The 21430-nt window shown below is 47.5% G+C and carries 16 protein-coding genes; 3 read left to right on the top strand and 13 right to left on the bottom strand.

Features of this window, described 5'->3' with window-relative positions; all coding sequences use genetic code 11:
* Window positions 1–65 precede the first annotated feature (65 nt).
* The 3 genes from ACO6V5_RS21510 (at window position 66) to ACO6V5_RS21500 (ending at window position 2282) form a co-directional block, all read left to right on the top strand.
* Entirely contained in the window at window positions 66–782 is a 717-nt protein-coding gene (locus tag ACO6V5_RS21510; RefSeq protein ID WP_422135729.1) for a YggS family pyridoxal phosphate-dependent enzyme, read from the top strand.
* The gene (proC, locus tag ACO6V5_RS21505; RefSeq protein ID WP_422135730.1) at window positions 772–1596 is read left to right on the top strand and encodes a pyrroline-5-carboxylate reductase; all 825 of its coding nucleotides are present in this window, start codon (window positions 772–774) and stop codon (window positions 1594–1596) included. The genes ACO6V5_RS21510 and proC overlap by 11 nt, the downstream gene beginning before the upstream one ends.
* Window positions 1597–1730: 134 nt before the next feature.
* A complete protein-coding gene (locus ACO6V5_RS21500; protein ID WP_422135731.1) occupies window positions 1731–2282 on the top strand; it encodes a YggT family protein in 552 nt (183 codons plus the stop codon).
* Window positions 2283–2351: 69 nt separating this feature from the next.
* Here the strand turns inward: ACO6V5_RS21500 and ACO6V5_RS21495 are convergent, their stop codons facing one another.
* The 13 genes from ACO6V5_RS21495 to ACO6V5_RS21435 form a co-directional block, all read right to left on the bottom strand.
* Window positions 2352–3485: an RNA-guided endonuclease InsQ/TnpB family protein gene (locus ACO6V5_RS21495; RefSeq protein ID WP_422135732.1), complete on the bottom strand. Its 1134-nt coding sequence runs from the start codon at window positions 3483–3485 to the stop codon at window positions 2352–2354.
* Between the two features lie 286 nt (window positions 3486–3771).
* A complete protein-coding gene (locus ACO6V5_RS21490) occupies window positions 3772–5700 on the bottom strand; it encodes a hypothetical protein (RefSeq protein ID WP_422412454.1) in 1929 nt (642 codons plus the stop codon).
* Window positions 5701–6050: 350 nt separating this feature from the next.
* Entirely contained in the window at window positions 6051–7028 is a 978-nt protein-coding gene (locus ACO6V5_RS21485) for a hypothetical protein (protein WP_422139183.1), read from the bottom strand.
* A gap of 232 nt (window positions 7029–7260) precedes the next feature.
* Window positions 7261–8490 carry a hypothetical protein gene (locus ACO6V5_RS21480; RefSeq protein WP_422135735.1) on the bottom strand — a complete coding sequence of 410 codons (1230 nt, stop codon included), beginning with the start codon at window positions 8488–8490 and terminating at the stop codon, window positions 7261–7263.
* A 317-nt stretch (window positions 8491–8807) separates the two neighbouring features.
* Window positions 8808–10481: an ankyrin repeat domain-containing protein gene (locus tag ACO6V5_RS21475; protein ID WP_422413564.1), complete on the bottom strand. Its 1674-nt coding sequence runs from the start codon at window positions 10479–10481 to the stop codon at window positions 8808–8810.
* A gap of 120 nt (window positions 10482–10601) precedes the next feature.
* Window positions 10602–11747, bottom strand: a complete 1146-nt coding sequence (locus ACO6V5_RS21470) for a hypothetical protein (RefSeq protein ID WP_422135737.1) — start codon at window positions 11745–11747, stop codon at window positions 10602–10604.
* A gap of 231 nt (window positions 11748–11978) precedes the next feature.
* A complete protein-coding gene (locus ACO6V5_RS21465) occupies window positions 11979–13478 on the bottom strand; it encodes a hypothetical protein (RefSeq protein WP_422413562.1) in 1500 nt (499 codons plus the stop codon).
* A gap of 627 nt (window positions 13479–14105) precedes the next feature.
* Window positions 14106–14684, bottom strand: coding sequence for a chorismate mutase (locus tag ACO6V5_RS21460; RefSeq protein WP_422135739.1), 579 nt, complete (start codon window positions 14682–14684; stop codon window positions 14106–14108).
* Between the two features lie 343 nt (window positions 14685–15027).
* The gene (locus ACO6V5_RS21455) at window positions 15028–15573 is read right to left on the bottom strand and encodes a hypothetical protein (RefSeq protein ID WP_422413560.1); all 546 of its coding nucleotides are present in this window, start codon (window positions 15571–15573) and stop codon (window positions 15028–15030) included.
* 236 nt (window positions 15574–15809) lie between these two features.
* A complete protein-coding gene (locus ACO6V5_RS21450; RefSeq protein WP_422135741.1) occupies window positions 15810–17291 on the bottom strand; it encodes a hypothetical protein in 1482 nt (493 codons plus the stop codon).
* A gap of 781 nt (window positions 17292–18072) precedes the next feature.
* Complete coding sequence (locus ACO6V5_RS21445; protein WP_422135742.1) at window positions 18073–19320, bottom strand: hypothetical protein; 1248 nt, start codon at window positions 19318–19320, stop codon at window positions 18073–18075.
* A 146-nt stretch (window positions 19321–19466) separates the two neighbouring features.
* Window positions 19467–19754 carry a hypothetical protein gene (locus ACO6V5_RS21440; RefSeq protein ID WP_422135743.1) on the bottom strand — a complete coding sequence of 96 codons (288 nt, stop codon included), beginning with the start codon at window positions 19752–19754 and terminating at the stop codon, window positions 19467–19469.
* A 139-nt stretch (window positions 19755–19893) separates the two neighbouring features.
* Window positions 19894–21282 (bottom strand): C2H2-type zinc finger protein, encoded by a 1389-nt coding sequence (locus ACO6V5_RS21435; protein WP_422413864.1) that lies wholly within the window; start codon window positions 21280–21282, stop codon window positions 19894–19896.
* Window positions 21283–21430 lie beyond the last annotated feature (148 nt).

Raw genomic sequence — 21430 nt, 5'->3', positions numbered from 1 at the left:
GGACTCCTTCTTATGTTCAACCGAAATATCGGTTTCTACCTATTAACCAACTACTGTACAGGCTGATGACCTTATTAAAAAGTCAATTCGACCAGGTTTTTGAAAGAATTCACAAAGCTGAGCAAGCCAGCGGCCGGGAAAGTCAGGTAAAACTTCTGGCAGTCAGTAAAACCAAACCTGCCGGGATGATTGCCGAGGCCTGGCAGCTGGGTCAGAGGGATTTTGGCGAAAACTATTTGCAGGAGGCTGTGGATAAAATAACCCAACTCAGCGATCTGGAAGGGTTGGTCTGGCATTTTATCGGACCGATCCAATCGAACAAAACCCGCGATATTGCCAGTCACTTCCAATGGGTACACAGTGTCGATCGTTTTAAAATTGCCCAACGACTCAATGATCAGCGCCCGGAACAACTTCCGCCCCTGAATATCTGTCTTCAGGTCAATATCAGCGAAGAAGAAAGTAAATCCGGGGTCACTCTGACAGAACTTCCTGAACTGGCAGCAGCCATATCCCAACTCCCCAGGCTTCAGCTGCGCGGACTGATGGCAATACCCGCGCCGGAAGAAGATGAAGTTAAACAGCGGGCTCCCTTTAAAAAGCTGGCAAATGCCCTTGAATCTCTTAACCGTGAGCACCATCTAACTATGGACACATTGTCCATGGGAATGACCAGTGACCTGGAGGCAGCCATTGCTGAAGGGGCAACCATGGTTCGCATTGGTACGGCTCTTTTCGGGGCCAGAAGTCAGAACCATCAAGGAGTCAGGAATGACCAATAAGACCATCGCATTCATCGGTGCTGGCAATATGGCCAGCAGCATCATGGGTGGATTGATTGAACACGGCTGGCCGAAAGAGAGAATATTCGCTTCCTGCCAAACGCAGGAAAGTGCCAGAAAATGTTCTGACCAACTCGGTATTCATACCTCTACCAGCAATCTGGAAGCAGCAGAAAAGGCTGAAATTGTGGTGCTTGCTGTTAAACCTCAGATGATGAGAGCGGTTCTGATTGAACTGGCCTCCGTGCTTCAGGCGCATAAGCCCTTCATTATTTCTGTAGCTGCCGGTATCCGCCTAGATAGTCTGGATGTCTGGACTGGCGGCGGCCTGCCCATTGTCCGCAGTATGCCCAATACGCCATCACTTCTGCATTTTGGTGCGACAGGCCTGTTCGCCAATCCCTGGGTAACGGATGAACTGAAAGCCATTGCCAATGAGATTTTTTCACCCATTGGCATTCTTCACTGGCTGGACAAAGAAGAACAGGTCGATACCATCACCGCCTTGTCAGGTTCGGGTCCGGCTTACTTTTTCCTGATGATGGAAGCCATGGCAGAAGCCGGGGTCAGGCTGGGGCTGGATCATGAAACCGCTGAACGTTTTTCATTGCAAACCGCTCTGGGAGCTGCAAACATGGCCGTTCAGAGTGATGTTGATGCTGCCGAGCTTCGCAGAAGAGTCACCTCTCCCGGCGGAACCACTGAACGGGCTTTGAAAACCTTCCGACAGGAAGGCTTTGAAGCGGTGGTTTACAAGGCGGTTAAGGCTGCAAAAGAAAGGGGTGCGGAACTGGCAGAACAACTGGCTGACTAGGAGCCTCTATTTCCCGCAACCGGAAGTTTCATAGTAAACTGGTCAGGACACTGGGCTCAGCCACATAAGCCACCTTGCTTCCCCGGCTTGCTCACTTTTATTTAACCATGGCTGTTTAAACACGAAGGATTTTTATGTCAGCACTCTCCTCCAGCCTCGTCTTTCTGATACAGACCCTGGGAGGTCTGTATATCATGGCTGTACTGCTGCGCTTTCTGCTGCAACTGGTTAAAGCAGACTTTTATAACCCCATCTCCCAGGCCATTGTCAAAGTCACTTCACCGCTACTGAATCCTCTCAGGAAAGTAATTCCGGGAATGGGTGGTCTGGATCTGGCTGCTCTGGTCCTTGCCCTGATCTTGCAGATACTGCTGGTTTACGTACTCTTTATGGTTCAGGGTATTGCCGCTAATGCGATTCCTTTTCCCCAGGTGCTGATTGTCAGCCTTAAGGAGCTGGCAGGTGAAGTTTTGAACATTTATATGTTCAGCCTGATCGTCATCGCTATTGCCAGCTGGGTAGCACCCGGCAGTTACAACCCGGGCCTGATGCTGCTGCATCAACTGACCGAGCCTCTGAGCAGCAGGATCAGACGAGTAATTCCGCCTTTGGGAGGATTGGACTTTTCCCTGATGGTACTGGTTTTGATTATTATTACCCTGAAAAACTTCATTGCTGCTTTCTGACACTCCCCGCCCTATCGGGCGAGGGTTCTTAGATCGCTCCAAGAACCTTCCTGCTTCGTCACGCCTTCCCTAGATGGTTGCTTTCGCAGCCATCCCCGTTCCAGTCGCTCCACAGGCTAACCCCGCCAGCCCGGCGGTTTTGATATTCTTTGCTGCGTTAATGTCCCGGTCGTGATGAGTGCGGCACTCTGGACACTCCCATTCACGAATAGACAACGGCAAGCTTTCATGGACAAACCCACAGCCGGAGCAACGCTTGGAGCTTGGAAAGAACCGGTCAATCTGAACAACCTTTCTTTCTGCCCACTCCGCCTTGTATTGCAACTGTCGGACAAATTCTCCCCAGTTTGCATCGGCTATGTGCTTGGCCAGCTTTGGATTTTGAATCATACCCTTCACGTTCAGAGACTCTACGCAAACAACTTGGTTCTCGTCTATAAATTCGCGGGATGCCTTGTGAGTAGCATCCATCCGGCAATCGGCAATTTTTGCATGGATACGAGCAACCTTGAGCTTTGCTTTAGCTCTGTTGCTGCTGCCTTTCTGCTTTTTCGACAACTGACGCTGAAGGTAGGCGAGCTTTCGCTCGTAGCGTTTGGTGTGCCTTGGATTACCGGATTTTTCACCGTCTGAAGTGATGAACAGATCATTCAAACCTAAATCAATGCCCACTGTCTTATTTCTAATAGGCATTGCTTTAGCTTCAAATTCGCACAACATAGAAACAAAGTACCGGCCTGCCCGATCTTTGCTGATAGTGACACTGGAAGGCTCAGAAGACAGTTCTCTGCTCCAGCGAATGTTCAGAGGCTCTTTGCTTTTGGCTATAAACAGGTGGCCGTTTTTAACGCTGAAAGCAGCCTTTGTCAGCCGCATACTTTGTCTTGAATGTCTTTTTTTGAACTTAGGGTATTTCGCCCTGCCAGCCCAAAAGTTCTTGAAGGCTTCCTGCTGATCCCTGAGTGTTTGTTGTAGGATGACACTGGATACATCTGCCAGAAATGGGAACTCTGTCTTGAGCGACACAAGCCGCTTTTCTGCCTCGGAATGGGAGATAGATTGCCCGTCTTTGTAGTAGGCATCAGTGCGAAAACGGAGGGTGTTGTTATAGACAAAACGGGCGCAACCTAACGACTGGGCAAGAAGTATTTCCTGTTCCGGCGTTGGGTAGAATCGTTCTTTGTAGGCACGTTTAGTTTTCATGGCAGGAATATTACAGAAACGATAAGCGCCTGTAAATAATTAAGGATTCCGGTTCTGCAAGCCCTACACGGGCTTGTTGCTTATATCACCGCCCGATTGGGCGATGCTTTACGCAGGTTCAGGTAATAAAGTTTGAGACCCCCAAACCTCTGGCTTTTGCCGGTATCGCATAACTCTCGCAACGCATTCCTACGTCCAGGTCCGGTGGGTCCCAGCGTGGGAACCAGAGCTTTGTGACGACCTCTGGAGCCCGGGAACAAGTTACAGGTTTATTGAGCACTGCGGACTACTCCTCATAGGGATCGACATCCATATCGGAATCAACATCCCACCCTGCTCCATGGGTATCGCTGGAATCTTCCGGGATGCCCGCAAGCTCCGTTGAATGATTATGAGCGCCGCTTATTGGCGGAAGTCGCGAAATTGATAATGACACGGCTAATAGGGCGTTAAGAAACGAAGATCCACGGCCAAAGCCGCAAGACGTGAGGTTGAAACCAGGCAGAGAATGCAAGCTTGCTCCTGAGGCTTGCAATTGAGATGGTTGGTTTTGTCGCCAGTTTTGTCCTGCACCACTTGCACTTGATGGCATGACACTAACCGAAGATCCACCAGCTTGTGGCTGAAAGGTTTGTGTTCGGCCCGCCGAACTTCCTTCGGATCTCAGCGACACTTCAGTTGATCCACCGGATTCTCCGAGTCTGCAAAAGCCATTGCAGGAATCGAAGAAACAATTAGAACTCATAGTATGGTTCCCAAGCTCCCTAAGATGACCATGAACGTCGCTTACCATAACGCCATATGGCCGAAATCGATCAAGTGGGAACCTGGCAGCTTCTGAACGTCCTATGCAGATACGAACCCAAGGTTCGCTGGTAGTCGAGGGGTCGAAACCAGCCACAAGATGGCCGATTGCTGCTGAGTTTTGTCGTTCGCGAAATGCAATTGATGGAATGACAATAAGCAAAGAACCACCGACTCCTAGTTGATTGTTTCGCATTCCCGTCATGCCACGATTAGTGTGGCCCGCCGAACTTCCTTCGGATCTCAACGACCCTTCAGCTGATCCACTATCGCCGGATTGTCGGAGTCTGCAAAAGCCATTGCAGGAATCGAAGGAACAATTAGAACCCATAGTGTGGTTCCCAAGCTCCCTAAGATGACCATGAACGTCGCTTACCATAACGCCATATGGCCGAAATCGATCAAATGGGAACCTGCCGACCTCTGAACGTGACATGACGGTACGAACCCAAGGTTCACTGGTAGTCGAGGGGTCGAAACCAGCCGCAAGATGGCCGATTGCTAATGAGTTTTGTCGGTTGCGAAATGCGATTGATGGAATGACAATAAGTATAGAACTACCGACTCCCAGCTGATAGGTTCGCGTTCCTGCCATGTCACGATTAGTGTGGCCCGTCGAACTTCTTTCGGAACTCCGCGACCCTGCAACTGATTCACTGCTACCGAATTGTCGGAGTCTGCAAAAGCCATTGCAGGAATCGACATAACAATTGAAACTCAGAGTATGCCGGGGTTGCTCAGGGCCCTGATTACCGCCTCCAGAGCCAGAAGAAATGAGGCTGGACAAAGCAATTGTAAGATGGGGAGTTGTTCCTGAGGCTTGCGATTGAGATGGCTGGCTTTGTGGTTGGTTTTGTTGCCCGTTTTGTCCTTCGCCATTTTCGGGTTTTGTTTTGGTGGTGATCAAAACCGGGTGATCCCCCTGTGCCAGCATAGATACCGGGTCCAGTTGATCCATCGGGTTAAACAGCAGCGAATCGGGGTTCCAATAGCTTTTCAAAAGCAAGCCAAGAGCGGCAAACGCCTCTGCGGGCACCCATGAATAAGATTTGGCGCTCAGAGGGGTGTCGCCGGTGGTCAGAATCAATTTGTAAGCAACCAGCAGATGACTAACGTAAATTAATTCCCACGAGATCGATTCAATAAGGGACTTTGTTGCGCCATAACCGCCAACTCTGTGTGAATTGTCATCAGGCGGCAAAATTAGTCCTGCGTCATCACTTATGTCTGCGACGGATGATGGATTATACGACAACGCATCAAGATCACGCTGTATAAAAAAGCTTCCTTCCGAAACGCCTCCGTCGTGTTCAAACTCGACAATAAAATGTGTTTTCAACGATTCGGCGTGACAGGTAACAGCCAGCCACGCCAGCAATAAGAGCAATGACGAAGAGAGTGTTTTTTTCAAACTTAATCCTTAGATGCGTTTTGTGCTTTTTCTGAACAGGAAAGTTAGACCAAGAGATTAATAAATCAAGAAAACAGGCATTTTTTCAAAAACAACCACTTGTTCCAATGCTCAAACAGTGTCGTAAAACTCTGGTCTTCACGCTCTTAGGCTCTGTGGGTCCCAACATGGGAACGATTCTGGAAACCAAAGGTCTCACCGGGTAAGAAAATGTCGCTTGAGTAACTGCATCATTATCAGCACTTGCGATGAAGTTTAATTCTATGGGCGTGAGCATCCAAGCAGGGTGCCCCGCACACATCACAGATTTTGTAGAACATTGGCCCGGTACGAAGTGTATCCGCCGGGTCTCAGCCATCGGATGGTGCTCGGAATTTACACTCACCATAACAGGAATCGATGTGGCAATTGAAACCGTAAGTATGTTGGGGTTGTCTATGGCCCTCTGAACGTTTCGTTCGGCCAGTCCGCGCTGCGCAGGGGGTAAAATAGATGCCAGCCAAATACAGGACGGGAGTGAGAAGCCCCTCTACAACCTGGCTAAACAAACTTTGTTCATTATTCGCCGTTCTACGGGGTGATGATCGGAGTTGACAAACGCCATGACAGGAACCAGCGTAACAACTTAAACCATAAGTATGTTGGGGTTGTTCAGGGCTTTCGCCACCATCGCCCGAGCCCGATGTCAGTGAGCTGGTGATAGAGCCTGAAATCCCGGTGCCAGTTGTTGTCCCTGAGGCTTGCTGACCGGATGAACTGGTTTGCTCATTTTGTGGTTGGCTTTGTTGCTGGCCATTTCCGGGGTGCATCATAGTGGTGATCACAAATGGGTCATCCCCCTGTGTCATCATAGAGGTCGCCTCCCGATGATCCATCGGGTTAAACAGCAGCGAATCGGGGTTCCAATAGCTTTTCAAAAGCAGGCCGACAGCGGCAAATGCTTCTACAGGTATCCATGAATTGGCTTTTTTACTCATAGGGTTGTCGCTGGTGGTAAGAACCAGTTTGTAAGCAACCAGCAGATGAGTGGCATAAATCAACTCCCACGAGATCGATTCAACAAGGGACTTTGTTGCGCCATAGCCGCCAACACTGCCAAGCTTGCCATCAGGCGCAAAAATTGATTCTGCGTCATAATTTATGTCAGCAAGGTATGACGGATTGCACGACAATGAATTAATATCACGCTTTATAGAAAAGCTCCCTTTTGGAACACCTTCATTTTGTTGAAACTCGACAATAAAATGTCTTTTCAATGATTCGGCTTGACAGATAACAGTCACTGACATCAGCAACAACAGCAATGACGAAGAGAGTGTTTTTTTCAAAACTTAATCCTTACATCTGTTTTGTGCATTTTTCTAAACGGGAAACTTAGATCAAAAAATTGATAGAGCAAGAAAAAAAGCATTATTTCAAAGGCCAAAGGTCTCACCGGATAAGAATTCGCCGACAAGAAGAGGGCAGGATATCCCCCTGTTCACGGTAGACAAAAACTCCTCTGTCCTGTTAAAAAAACGAAAGTTATGTGAGATCATGGCGCGTTCCGGGCTTGTACTCTCAACGCCTTCTATTAAGCCTTCCATGAAGTCTTCTATTCTGCATTATTGCATGCCTTAATTTATGACGGAGCAGCTCTGCAGTATTCCCGAAGATCTTCCCACAAAGCCGCCGTCCGCCGTCCTCCCCAGCCACTCTCACGTCACAGAAATGTGGCTTGGCGTGGTGTTTACTTCTGTGAAGCCACAACATTCTGACACTCCTGAGGATCATCCCGCATGGCCGCTGCTCTCCATCCAGCCCGATCACTATCGCATGACATTCGTTTCTCCTGTTACGAATTCTATTGGCTGCCCCTGCATTTATCAGGCGTAAATTTGGGTTAACCGGAATGGGCTCTTGCTGGTAAATTTGCCCGTCGAAATCATTGTGGATCTGAACGTTGCAAGAGATTTCCGGGCGGGGACAGGAACTTTGTCCGGGTGTTGAGCCTGTATCTCCTGTCGTACTTTTTTCGGAATTCAGCGGTCCTTCAGCTGACTCTCTGCTATCAGATGATAGTCGGAATATACAAACGCCATTGCAGGAATCAGCGTAACAATTTAAAGCCAGGGTATGCTGCTGGTGTTGTTCAGGATTTTCGTTACCGCCGCCAGAGTCAGAAGACAGGAGCCGGGTGAGAGAGCCTGAGAGTCCGGTACTGCTTGCCCCTGAGGTTTCCTGACCGGGTGACTCTGATGGCCGACTTTGTTGGCCGTTTTCATGGACAGGAAGTACCATCATATTAATGGTTGCAAGCGGGTCATCCTGACTTGCCTTCAGCTGATCTATCAGATCAGACAGCGATGAATCGGGCTTCCAATAGTTTTTCAAAAGCCAGCCGACAGCTAAAAACGTTTCTACAAATAGCCATGGATAAGGTTTGCCACTCAAAGGGGGGGCATTGCTGGTCAGAACCCATTCGTAAGCCACCAGCAGATGAGTGGCGTAAATCAATTGCCATGAAATGGACTCAATAAGGATGGCTTTTAACCTGTAAACGTTCAGTCCATGTGGTTCATCATGAGGCGATAAATCGGGCTCTGCATAGCCTTTTGTGTCGGCAATATCTGACGAGTTGCGTGACAGAGTAGCGAGGTCATGCTTTATAGAAAAAGTCTGGATTGAAGAACCTGCATCATCCTTTTGAAACTCGACAACAAAACTTTCTGTCAACGGGTAGGGCTGACAGATAACAGATAATGAGGCAAGCAGTAAAAGCATGGCCACATAGAGTGAGTTTTTCATCATTGCACTCGTGCATATGGTATACAGACAAGAAAGATAGATAGAGAAAGTGACAAATCAAAAAAGCGTTTTTTGTCAAAAACCAAAGGTTGCATGAGGTAAAAATTTTTCAGGAAGAAGATGCCAGAACACAAACCATCCCCGACCCGAGTCTAATTGTCGTCCACTGTCGTTCGGTTAAAAATCGAAAGATATGTGAGATTGGATGCGTGTTTTGAGTTTCAGTCCACACTGGGAAATCACAAAGCCTTTTACCGCGACCTGTATTGTCCGCTCTTATATCCCCACCCTCGTTTGGGCAAGGGTTTATGACGTTTTTGCTAGAAGGACAGCGGTCGGTAAACAAAAGCTCTCAGGTGCTTGGGCAGCTGCAGGCAATTGGAATCGGCGCACAGGGTCTGCCAAAAATTAGCCCGGTTCTGCACCAGCCGCTTGCGGATAGAGGCACGGGCCCAACACTGTAGCGACGCCGGTTGATAAGGTACAGGTGTATAATTCTTCAGGATGTTAGCAACTTTGATATGCCCGTTCTTCTCAGCCAGATGGAGTAAGCTCAAATCGGGCTTATTGTGCTTATTACTGACATTCGGGGGAACCCATAGCTGGTCAAATGGAACAAAGTGCCCGGCCAGCAAAATGGTGACGATTTCTACTCCTTCTGAATAATAACAATACCCATACCCATACCCATACCCATACTCATCCCCATACCCATAAACTAGCCTATCTTGCAGATCTTGATGGATAACTTTAACGCCCTCAGAATCACGAACATTTGGATTGGCACCATTGGCCAGCAGGAGCTTGATCACCTTCAGATCACGTGAGCTTACCGCAAGAGACAATGGAAAGAGAAAGCCATTGGGATCATTTGGTTCCACGCCGTTGGCCAGAAGGGTGGCTGTCATTTGCGGACCACTGCGTATCGCCCAGCACAACAGTAGCGTACGGTCAAAGTAACCGGAATGGTACAGACTGGCACCGCTATGAAGCAGTAGTTCAACGATTTCAGCATGTCCATCCCTTATCGCAAACCATAGCGGACAGTGGCCTTCGTGGTCCGGGGCATCGGGGTCAGCACCACCAGCCAAAAGAAATTGGACAGTATTACTGTGACCTCTCGATACTGCATTATGCAGCAATGATCCACTGTGGCGCCGGGCATTTGCATCGCCCCCTTGATTGAGCGTGGTGCATACCGTTTCTGAGTTTATGGATGAAACAGTCACGCTGTCAGGGCCGATTGTCTGGTTGATATCAGTGAGTTGAGTGGACAATTGATCCGGAAAAACACCAGTATTCAGAGGCCCTTCGGCGGACTCTTTGCTATCGGTTGATGATCGGAGTTTACAAACGCCATTACAGGAATCCACATAACAATCTAAACCCAAAGTATGCTGGTGTTGCTCAGAGCCCTCGTTACCGCCACCAGAACCAGAAGACAGAGGACTGCTAGAATAACTGCCAGGTTGGTTGGAGGAGGTTCCTGAGGCTTGTTGACCGGATGATGATGGCTGCTGGTTTCGTTGGCCGTTTTGTTGTTGGTTATTTCCGGGGAGCATCATCCTGGTGATTGTAAAAGGCTCATCCCCCTGCGACATCATAGAGGCCACCCCCGGTTTTTCCAGTGGATTAAACAGCAGTGAGTCGGGGTTCCAATAGCTTTTCAAAAGCCAACCAACAAGGACAAAAGCTTCTGAAGGTAGCCATGATATTGACTTGGCGCCCAGAGCAGCGCCATGAACCAGTTCGTAAGCAACCAGCAGATTCGTGGCGTAAAGCCATTGCCATGAAATGGACTTGATAAAGGCCGTCTTTAATCCATTACCGCTAAGTCTATGTCGTTTATTAACAGGTAGAAAATCTGAATCTGGATCGCCATTTGTGTCAGCTATGTCTGACGAGATGTGCGGCTGTGTATTGAGATCACTCTTTATAGAAAAACTCTGGGTTGAAGAGCCTGCATCCTGTTGAAATTCGACAACAAAAGGCATTGTCAACAGTTCGGCTTGGCAAAAGACAGATATTATCGCTAGCAGCGTCGGCAAGAGTATGTTTTTCATCATTCCAGTCGCGTATAGGGTTTTGGACAAGAAAGATAGATAGAAAACTGCCTACAAAGGTTCCACAGGTCCCTCATATTTGATTATGACTTTAAATTCATTGCGTAACCGCTCCGGAACATTTTCTCGCAGGAAACGCTCCACATAGGTGCTTAACTCTTGCCTTTCTTCCTGGGTGCAATCGTAATCAGCCATTACTTCCAACTGAAGTTGACCTCTGGTCCTACCGGATGTTCCCACTGCACACACAAGTCGATTCTTCCAAAGCATAGAGCCAACTAAGTCTATTAACTCTCTCCTCATGCCACTAACAATGCTCCTTTCTGAGTTTATGGATAAAATAGCCACGCCCGTCCTATCATGGCTGATTGTCTGCCTGATATCAGTGCTTTGACTGGAGAATTGGGCTGGTAAAACACCAGCATTCAGCGGCCCTTCGGCGGACTCCTTGCTATCAGTTGATGATCGGAGTTTACAAACACCCTGACAGGAATCGAAGTAACAATCTAAACCCAGAGTATGCTGGCGTTGTTCAGGGCCTTCGTTACCGCCACCAGAGCCAGAAGACAGATGACTACTGGAATAACCGGAAAGTTGGGTGGAGGTGGTTCCTGAGGCTTGCTGACCGGATGATGATGACTGCTGGTTTCGTTGGCCGTTTTGTTGCTGGTTATTTCCGGGAAGCATCATCCTGGTGATTGAAAAAGGCTCATCCCCCTGCTTCATCAAAGAGGCTGCCTCTGGCTTTTCCAACGGATCAAACCGAAGTGAACCGGGGCTCCAATAGCTTTTCAATAGCAAACCAACAAGGACAAACGCTTCTAAAGGCAACCATGAAATTGGCTTGGCGCCCAGAGCGGCGTCGTGGATGGTAAGGATCAGTTCGTGAGCAACCAGTAGATTTGTGGCGTAAAGCCATTGCCATGGAATGGACCTGATAAAGGCTGTCTTTAACCCATAACCGCTAAGTCCATGTCGTTTATCAACAGATAGAAAATCTGAACCTGGATAGCCATTTGTGTCAGCGATGTCTGACGAAATGCGTGGCTGCGCATTGAGATCACTCTTTATAGAAAAGCTTTGGGTTAAAGAGTCTGCATCCTGTTGAAATTCGACAACAAAACGCCTTGTCAACAGTTCGGCTTGGCAGAAGACGGGTATTATCGCCAGCAGTGTCGCAAAGAGCGAGTTTTTCATTGTTCCATCTCTACATTCTAATTTGTTAAGAAAAAAATAGATCGAAAAAGTGACAAATCAAAAAAAACGGTTTTTTGTCAAAAATCAAAGCTTGCATCAGGTAAAATTTGCCGGGAAGAAAATGCCGGAATACAATTCATCCGTGACCTGATTATAAATGACGTCTACCGTCGTTCGGTTAAAAATCAAAAGATATGTGAGATTGGAACGTTTTCAAACCCTTCGATTATTTCATTCAGACGGGTATTGCTTCTGGTGGAATGTTCTCCTGTGAAGAAGCAGCTCTTCAGTAGTATTGAAGATCGCTCCGCATAGTTGTTGCAGCAATCCCCCCGCGTCATCATCCACTAAAGCAGCCAGATCACAAAAATGTGACCCGATAATATGGTCACTTCTTCCGGGATGCGACCATCTGATATCCCATTCACCTTCGTGATATAACTGGCTGTGACTCTGCTGCTGTACACTATCTCTGAAGACCGTCCCGCATAATCGCTGATCACCATCCTCCCCGCACACTATCAGGTCACAGAATGCTGGCTCAACGTGGTATCTCATTTTGTGACTCGACAGCAATTTTTTATTCCTTAAGTGCGAACCGCATGGCATTCGCCTGCCATTCCTCAAAATCACTGGTCTGTCACAGACAACTGTTTTGAGACGATTTGCATTGGCTGTCCCTGCACCTAGTCCGGTGTGGAATCTGATTTTGTGACACGACAGCCTTCTGGCACTCCTGAGGATCTCCCCGCATGGTCGCTGGTCGCCACCCTGCACCAGTATCACGTCACATTCGTATCCCCTGTCACGGGCTGTATTGGCAGCTCCTGCATTTGCCGGGCTTACAGTTGGGTTAACCGGAATGGGGTCTTGTTGGTTCATTGGCTCGTGAGAATTATTTTGGGACTCAACGTTATTTGGGAATTCCGGGCAAGGATATGGGCTTTGCTCTGGTGTTGTTCCTGTTTGTCCTGTCGAACTTTCCTCAACATTCAGTGGCAATTCAGCTGGCTCACTGTTCTCGGGTGACGGTCTGAATATACAAGCGCCATGACAGGAATCGACGAAGCAATTTAAACCCAAAGTATGCTGCTGGTGTTGTTCAGGGTCTTCGTTGCCGCCACCAGAGTCAGAAGACAGGGAGCCGGTGACAGAGCCTTGAATTTGGGCGCTGTATGCTGAGGCCTGCCCACTGGAAGATTCTGATTGCTCGCTTTGTTGCTGGCTTTGTTGTTGGCCTTGCTGTTGACCATTTCCGGAGAGCATCATGGCAGTGTTCGCTAATGAGTCATCCTGACTTGCCTCCAGTTGCCCCATCGGTTTAAACAACGGTGAATCGGGGCTCCAATAGCTTTTAATAATCCAGCCGACAGCGATAAAGCTTCCAACGCTTAACCATAGATTAGCTCTGAATTGAGGAGCTGTATTAGTGATCAGGAACTCGTCAGCAACCAGCGGACTGATAGCGTAAACCCATTGCCAGGAAAGAGATTCAATAAGGGTCGTTTTTAGCCCGCAACCGCCAATTACCTGTGGTTTTTCGGCAATGTCTGACTGGTTGCACGACAGTGTGTTAGAGTCGCTCTTTATACTAAAATTCTGGATTGGAGAACTTGCACCACCCCGCTGAAACTCGACAACAAATCGTCTTTTCAACATTTCGCCGTGACAGATGACAGATAATGAAGCAAGTAGTAACAGAAGTGCCACATAGAGTGAGTTTTTCATCATTCTATTTGTGCATACGATTTATAGACATGAAAGATAGAACGGGTAAGTGTCAGATCAAGAAAATAAACGTGTTTTCAGACTCAAAGGGCAAACAGTAAGCGGTAAAACGATAATAATTAATCTGCCCAAGGTAAAATTCAGCCTTTGCAGTGTCAGGCACCTCCAGGTTTCGTTTCTGAAGCTTCTGTACTTGCTTTGCAAAGGTAATAGGAGGCTTGAGATAAGGGCGCTTGTGGGCTGGCTTCTTTCCGGAGGAACTCATAGTACCCTTCAATGACCGATAACTTATTGGATTTATTGATCCCCAGAAACGAGTAACCCCTCACGGTGCGCTGATCTTACGGGAAGCGGGAGGGGTATTGCTACGGGAACTATAGCGTAACTGCCAGCGAAATCAAGTGCGGTTTCATCTGATGACAGCCCTGTTTATAAGGACGCCAGGAGGCCGACCTAACTAACACTAAACAAAAGCCCCTGTCAGCCTATTATGGATGTCATTCCAACCACTGTTTCAACGATGAGACTATTTCGCCTTGTGCAGCCAGGAGTATGCTTTTTGAGCATCGAACCAAGCGGACTGATGACTGGTTTGGAGATGATATGCACTACAGGTTTCAACGCACTGCACTAGCTCTTGATCAAACGTATCCTCTGAAGACTTTCAAACATCTTCTTTTTATCGTTTTCAGATAAATGCTTTGTATTCACCGTTCTGACAAAGTCTTTCTGCAGATTATTATCAAAAGACCCTCCACCTTTCAGGTATTCGCTGATTCTAACCACAATTTCATCACCAAGCTCCAAAAGCTTTGGCCTGACCTCAGAAGCTAAATCCCGATATTCACTATTTTCAGGATGGGTAGATAACCAGTCAGCCCTATAGCGATATTGAATCGCCTTGGCAGCATCCATCTGTGCCTGAAAGAAACCAACAATAGAGTCCGGTTGTAAACCTGCCTGCTGCGCATCGACCAATGCTTTCTCAAGCACCTGCTTTTCTCTGGCCAAGTCTTCAATCGCACTGTGGCTTTTGGCCTTGGATAAGGCGACATCCTGCATATAATTCAACCGTTGGTTGATTAACTGAAAGATTCCATTCGACATTGTATCGGCAACCGTCAAGGTGGAGAGTGTCAAACAGAGCAAACCAATGACTACAAGCTTTGTACTTCCCCAACAATCCTCAGAGCTTAGAACCAGTTTCATTCTGTCGATTCCGCTAGTGACACAGTTCATATTTTCCCAATACCTTCAAATATCTGCCAAAGTCACCAGTGCTTGAGATGAAAAATAAGCTCATACTTAACTCCATTGACAGCCTCTGGAAGTACGGGGTTTTATGCTCATTCGATAAAACAACATAATTCATGTCGCTGATTGGATGTCCCCAAACCTCTTCCCCAAACCTGCACTGGCAGGAATCGGCGAAACAATTTAAAAGCAAAGTTTACTGCTCGTGTTGTTCAGGATCCCCGCTACCACCACCAGAGTCAGAAGTCAGGGAGCCGGTGACAGAGTCTGGGAGGTGTTTGCCCCTGAGGCCTGCTGACTATTGGTCGCTTTGTTGCTGGCCTTGCTGTTGGCCATTTCTGCGGAGCATCATGCTGGTGTTCGCAAATGGTTCATCCTGACCCGCCTCCGGTTGACCCATCTGCGGTGAATCAGGATTCCTATAGTTCTTAGCAAACCAGGAGACAGCCATAAACGCTTCCCAAGTTAGCAATAGTTTATATCTGTGGCTAAAAGCGGCATTGTTGATAACGACCAGTTCATACAAAACCAGCAGATTGCTAATGTATATCCATTGCCACGAAACGGACTCAATAAAGGTCATTAACCCATAACCGCCAAGTCCGCGCTGTTTGTCATCAGGCAGAGCAGATGACTCTGCACGGCCGCTGTTGTTAGCAATGTCTGACTGATTGCACGACAGTGTATAAGAGCCATTCTTTATAGAAATATTCTGGACTGAAGAATCTGCATTATCCTTTTGAAAGTCCACAACAAATCGTCTTTTCAACGTTCCACCCTGACAGATTGCAGATAGCGAAGCAATCAGCAACAGCTGCGCCACACAGAGTGATTTTTTCATCATTCCATCCCCGCATATGACTTGTAGAAAAGATAGATAGAGAAAGTGTTAAATCAAGAAAATAAACCTGTTTTTCTGTCAAAAACCAAAGGTTGCAGCAGGTGAAAGTTTGCCGTTAATAAGATACCAGAATACAAGCTATCCCTGACCAGAGTGTATATGACGTCTACTGCTGTTCGGTTAAAAATAGAAAGGTAGGTGAAATTGAAGCATGTTTAATAATTCTACCCAGCATGACATCAATTCTGGTGATATCCACTTCTGTGACAATAGAGCTCATCAAGAGTAATGAAGATCCTTCCGCATAGTTGCCAAACCTGTCTCCCCTCGCCATCGTCCACGAGCCCTGCCATGTCACAGAAGTGTGACCCAATAATGTGGTCCCTTCTTCCGGGATGCGACCATCTAATATCCCATTCACCTTCGTGGTTCAACAAGCTGTGACCCTGCTGCTCCGCGATATTCCTGTAGACCTTCCCGCATACTCTCTGCTCGCTATCCTCCCCGACCACTATCAGGTCACAAAATGCTGGCTCAATGTGGCATTGTGTTCTGTGACGCGACAGCATTTCTTGATTCCTGAAGGACATCTCGCATGGCCGCCGCCTGCCATCATTGAGGATGATTAGCGCGTAACAGAATTTTGGCACGCAGTGGGATCTTCTTACATGAAGCGACCGCCCCTGAACAGTCCTGAAGACCTTCCCGCATCTCTGCCGTTGACCATCCTCTGCGACCATTATCACGTCACATTCGATTCTCCTGCTACGAGTTATATCGGGTGCCCTTGAATCTGTCTGGTATAAAGTGGGACTAGCTGGTCCGTGTTCTTGCTGGTTAATTTGGCCGCGAAAATTATTTTGGATATGTGCATTATTTTGGATTTCCGAGCGAGGGTGTGAGCTTTGTCCGGGTGTTGCTCCTGTGTGTCCTGAAGAACTTTCTTCGCAATTCAGCAGCACTTCAGCTGGCTCTCTGCTCCGGAATGATGATCTGAGTCCACAAACACCGTGACAGGAATCGACGTAACAATTTAAACCGAAAGTATGCTTCTGGTGTTGTTCAGGATCTCCGTTACCATCGCCAGAGTCAGAAGACAGAGGGCTGGTGAGAAAGCCTGTGAGTTGGGTGGTGGTTGCCCCTGAGGCCTGCTGACCGGACACTGCCGATGGCTGGTCTTGTTGGCCATTTTGTTGTTGGTTTTGTCCGGGTAGCATCATAGCGCTAATCGCAAACGGGTCATCCTGACTTGCCTTTAGCTGTTCTATCGGGTCAGACAGCGGTGAATCGGAGTTCCAATAGCTTTTCAAAAGCCAACCAACAACGACCAACGCTTCTACAGGTGTCCATGAATAAGGTTTTGTGCTCATGGCAGCGGCACGGGTACTCAGAACCAGTTCGTATGCTACCAGCAAATTCGTGCCGTAAATCAATTGCCACGAAATCGACTCAATAAAAGACGTTTTTAGTCCGTAACTGCCAAGTCTGTGCGGTTTGTTATCAGGCCGAAAAATTGATCCTGAATAGCCGTTTGTGCCAACAATGTCTGACGGAGTAAACGACAGCGTATTAAGGTCACGTTTTATGAAAAAGTTACCAATTAGAGAACCTGCATCCTGTTGAAGCTCGACAACACAGCGTCTTGTCAGTGTTTTAGCCTGACAGACTATGGACAACAGCAACAGCGCGGACAGGAATGCCGCAGAAATTGGTGTTTTCAAAACCTTATTCTTACATCTGTTCTGTGTTTTACGATCATAGGGTGAATCTGACACTGCATAGCTATTTGTTTCGGCAATTCCTGACGATTTACACGACTCTGTATGCAAGTCACACTTTATAGAAAAGTTCTGATTTGGAGAGCCTGCATCCTGCTGAAGCCTGACAACAAAACGTCTTGTCAACGGTTCGGCCTGACAGGTGATAGATAGCGACGCTGGCAGTATAAACAATGCCGCAAAGAGTGAGTTTTTCATCATTCCATTCGTGCATTCTATTTTGTAGAAGAGAAAGATAGATCGGGAAAGTGATAGATCAAGAAAATAAGTATGTTTTCTGTCAAAAACCAAAAATTACACCGGATGAAAGGTACATCGTATATAAGTACTCAGCCATACGGAATCGAATATTTCTGGCTTATTGGGCAGGTGCTCTGCAAGGCGCAACGACGGGAACATAGCAAGCTATGTGACCAGAGTTGCAACGCATCACGACTGCATGGATGCAGGAGCTAGAGCAACGCAGGAGCAGTTGCCGCGAGTGCCTGAACAATGAGTCAGAAAATATGATTTCGTATGGTTGACTACTTGACCTATGGTGGAGCGAAAAAATCATTCTGCTCTTGGTCAATAGGGTGGCGTTTTCGGTTACCCCGCGTGGCAACCTCTGAGCATCCGCGTTAGCCACTGTCTCGACAGGGGTTAAGTGCCTGGCAAGACGTGCCCCGTCAGCATCAGTTGAAGTTATCACGGCATTTCTGCTGCTGGCCATTCTCGATGAACATTATTTGTCAGAGATATCTTCCCTTTCATTATTTTTTATAGAGGCTGCAACTGCATTCATTGAGTTTATAAGTGACTGGCTATTTGTTGAGTTGAGATAAATGCTTTGAGTGACAGGAAAATCATCAGGAGGATCGACAGAGAGGTCAACCAGTATCTCAAAATCATCGGGAAGATAATTGGAAGTATCCATCAATGTGTCGGCATCATCAGGGAGATAAATAGAAGGATCCATCTCTCTGTCGACATCATCAGGGAGGTAAACAGAGCGATCAATCGATGTGCCAAAATCAGAAATGATATATACAGGAGGGTCAAGTAATGTACCAAACTCAGAAATGATATAAACGGGGGGTTCATTCAATGTGCCAGGATCAGTCGATGTAGAGTTCTCTCGATTGCGGGGCTGTTCACAGTGAAAATCGGCTGGATCAGCATGAAGAGTGTCGCATACCGAACTATCTGGGAAATTCAGCGAGCGTTCAGCTGACTCTCTGTTTCGGAGTGGTGATCGAAGTTTACAAACACCAATACAAGAATCGACGAAACAATTTAAACTCAACGTATGTCGGCTTTGTTCAGAGCCTTCGTTACCGCCACCGGAGCCGGAATGCTGAGGGCTGTTGAAAGAACCTTTAATTTGGCTGTTTGCCCCGGGGGCCTGCTGATCAGTTGATAATACTGTTGGCTGATTTCGTTGCTGGTTTTTTTGTTGACCATGTTCGAGGTACGTCATTGTGATGGTCGCATATGGGTCATCCTCCTGTAACATCATAGAAGCCGCACCCAGTTGATCCATTGTGTTGAACAGCGCTGAATTGGCGTTCCAATAGCCTTTCAGGAGCCAGCCGACAGCGACAAACGCATCTACTGGTATCCTTAAACAAGGTTTGGCGCCTGAAGGAATGTTATTGGTCAGGATCAGTTCATAAGCAACCAGCAGATGAGTGGCGTAAAACAGCTGCCATGAAATCGACTCACTAAGGGTCGTTTTTGACCCATCACCGCCAAGTCTGTGTGGTTCGTCATCAAGTAGCCTATTTGAACCAGAATGGCTATTTGTCTGGGCAGTGTATGACGGGTTGCCCGCTAGTCCATGCTGGCCAAGCTTTGTAGGAAAGTTCCCGTCTGGAGAACCTGAATTCCGTTCAAGCACCACAACAAAACTCTTTGTCAACGGTTTGGCCTGACAGATGACAGATAACGAATAAAGCAGCAACAGCAGTGCCGCAGACAGAGAGTTTTTCATTACATTCCAGTCTGTAGCTTATAATATTCAGTTCTTATTTTTTAAGAGGAAAGATAGATCAAGAAATCGGTAGTTCAAGGAAATAAGCGTATTTTTCGATGTTGCTGCTGCCCTGTCTACTTTTGGTCGTTATGTCCCGACCGATTTTAATTTGCCTTAAAATCATCCTCATCACCAGAACCGGGGCAGGTTCGGTAACCGCCAATTCTTTGTGGTTTGTCATCAGGCGGCAAAGCCGGTCCCCGACAGGCGTATGTGTCTGAGATGTATGACGGATTGCCTGACAATATAAGCTGCTCAGGCTTTATGGCAAATCTCCGGATTGGAGAATCTCCACCCTGTTCAAATTCGACAACAAAACTTCTTTTCAATGTTGCAGCCTGACAGAGGACAGACAACGAAAACAGCAGTGCCATAGAGAGTGTGTTTTTCAAAACTTTATCCTTACATCTGTTTCGTGCTTTGTTTTTGTCTTTCTTTTTTTCAGATTGGAAGCTGGGAGAGTGATTGATCAAGAAAACAGGCATCTTTTCGGTCAAAAAAAAGCTTGCAGCGCGAAATGACAATCAGAAATCAATCACTTGACTTTGCATCATCAAGTTTTCGTTTCCGGTGTTGCCTTCTGTGATTCGACAGGGCTTGACTGTTTGGCAGGGACTTATGGCACTCAGAGCAGGTTTGCTCTGCGGTGTGATCCTTTCTTCTATGAGCCGCCAGGGCTTTCACGTTTGGCAGCGTAGTCTGGCACTCAGGGCAGGTTCGCTCTCCGGTGTGATCCTTTCTTCTATGAGCCGCCAGGGCTTTCACGTTTGGCAGCGTAGTCTGGCACTCAGGGCAGGTTCGCTTTCCTGTGTGATATTGACTTTTGTGAGCCGACAGGGAATGAGCGTTTGCCAAGGTCTTCTGGCACTCAGGGCAGGTTCGCTTTCCGGTGTGATATTGACTTTTGTGAGCCGACAGGGCATGAGCGTTTGCCAGGGTCCTCTGGCACTCAGGGCAGGTTTGCTTTTCGGTGTGATCTTTTCTTTTGTGAACCGACAGGGCTTGAGTGTTTGGAAGGGTCTTCAGGCACTCAGGGCAGATTCGCTCTCCGGTGTGATATAGACTTTTGTGAGTCGACAGGACTTGAGCGTTTGGCATGAGCTTCTGGCAATCAGGACAGGTTTGCTCTCCGGTGTGGTCTCTTCTTTTGTGAAGCAACAGGGCTTGAGCGTTTGGCAGGGTCGTCTTGCACTCAGAGCAGGTTTGCTCTCCGGTGTGATCTTTTCTTTTGTGAACCGCCAGGGCTTGAGCGTTTGGCAAGGACTTCTGGCACTCAAGGCAGGTCCGCTCTCCGCAATGATACTGACTTTTGTGAGTGTGCAATGAGGCTTGAGAGCTAAATAATTTTTTACAGCCGGGGTGATGACATCGGTATTTTTTGATGACTGCCTTTTTCTGTTTTTCCGCAGGAGGTGGATTTAATTTTAATGACCCACCGGTTGTGCTGTCAGCTTCTGAGACAACTGTCGGTGCTTCAGCAGGATGGCTTACCGAGCCAGATTCCTGATCGCCTGCTTGCCAATAGACATCTGTTGTGTAAGCGAAAGAGTCATCTGAGATTGAACGACACAGGGTACTTGCGGAAGGAGCGAAGATACAGACTCCCTGTTGATTACAACAGGGCTGTTCATGGCAATTCTTGTCAAAGCTATGTCGTGAGTCAGTGGGCCGACCCGAATTTTCATCATTATTGTCGCTGTCGTATAAATAATGTGATTTTTCTCTATGTCTATTGAATGACTGACCGTGAACCTCTGACTCTGTTACCCGGGAATAGTTACCGCCGCCCGTTCCGTACATCAAAGTGATGATCTGAAGTTTGTTTCGCCTGGAGGGTTGGTCATCGGACAGCATGCCTGACCATTCGTTTGTGCTGATCGTGTGTGATACTTCGTTTTGCATCAGCTTCCAATCAGTCATTGGCATTGCAGTTAATAGGTCCGGCTCAGTTTTTATAGAAAAACTCTGGCTTGTCGAAGCCTCATTTTGATCAACCTCAACGATAAAACGATGAGTCTGCGGCTCAGCCGGGCAGACGAAAGGCAAAAAGACCAATACGTGCGAGAGT

The sequence above is a fragment of the Endozoicomonas sp. ALD068 genome (assembly GCF_049310145.1).
GTDB lineage: Bacteria > Pseudomonadota > Gammaproteobacteria > Pseudomonadales > Endozoicomonadaceae > Endozoicomonas_A.
The sequence above is the reverse complement of the archived record's forward strand: the minus strand, read 5'-3'. Positions and strand labels throughout refer to the sequence as shown.

Excerpts from the sequence above, each read along its gene's own strand:
- ACO6V5_RS21455 (WP_422413560.1), bottom strand. The coding sequence starts at position 15,573 with ATGATGAAAAAATCACTCTGTGTGGCGCAGCTGTTGCTGATTGCTTCG.
- ACO6V5_RS21480 (WP_422135735.1), bottom strand. The coding sequence starts at position 8,490 with ATGATGAAAAACTCACTCTATGTGGCCATGCTTTTACTGCTTGCCTCA.
- ACO6V5_RS21510 (WP_422135729.1), top strand. The coding sequence starts at position 66 with ATGACCTTATTAAAAAGTCAATTCGACCAGGTTTTTGAAAGAATTCAC.
- ACO6V5_RS21460 (WP_422135739.1), bottom strand. The coding sequence starts at position 14,684 with ATGAAACTGGTTCTAAGCTCTGAGGATTGTTGGGGAAGTACAAAGCTT.
- proC (WP_422135730.1), top strand. The coding sequence starts at position 772 with ATGACCAATAAGACCATCGCATTCATCGGTGCTGGCAATATGGCCAGC.
- ACO6V5_RS21435 (WP_422413864.1), bottom strand. The coding sequence starts at position 21,282 with ATGACTGATTGGAAGCTGATGCAAAACGAAGTATCACACACGATCAGC.
- ACO6V5_RS21445 (WP_422135742.1), bottom strand. The coding sequence starts at position 19,320 with ATGAAAAACTCTCTGTCTGCGGCACTGCTGTTGCTGCTTTATTCGTTA.
- ACO6V5_RS21470 (WP_422135737.1), bottom strand. The coding sequence starts at position 11,747 with ATGAAAAACTCGCTCTTTGCGACACTGCTGGCGATAATACCCGTCTTC.
- ACO6V5_RS21475 (WP_422413564.1), bottom strand. The coding sequence starts at position 10,481 with ATGCCTTTTGTTGTCGAATTTCAACAGGATGCAGGCTCTTCAACCCAG.
- ACO6V5_RS21495 (WP_422135732.1), bottom strand. The coding sequence starts at position 3,485 with ATGAAAACTAAACGTGCCTACAAAGAACGATTCTACCCAACGCCGGAA.
- ACO6V5_RS21500 (WP_422135731.1), top strand. The coding sequence starts at position 1,731 with ATGTCAGCACTCTCCTCCAGCCTCGTCTTTCTGATACAGACCCTGGGA.
- ACO6V5_RS21465 (WP_422413562.1), bottom strand. The coding sequence starts at position 13,478 with ATGATGAAAAACTCACTCTATGTGGCACTTCTGTTACTACTTGCTTCA.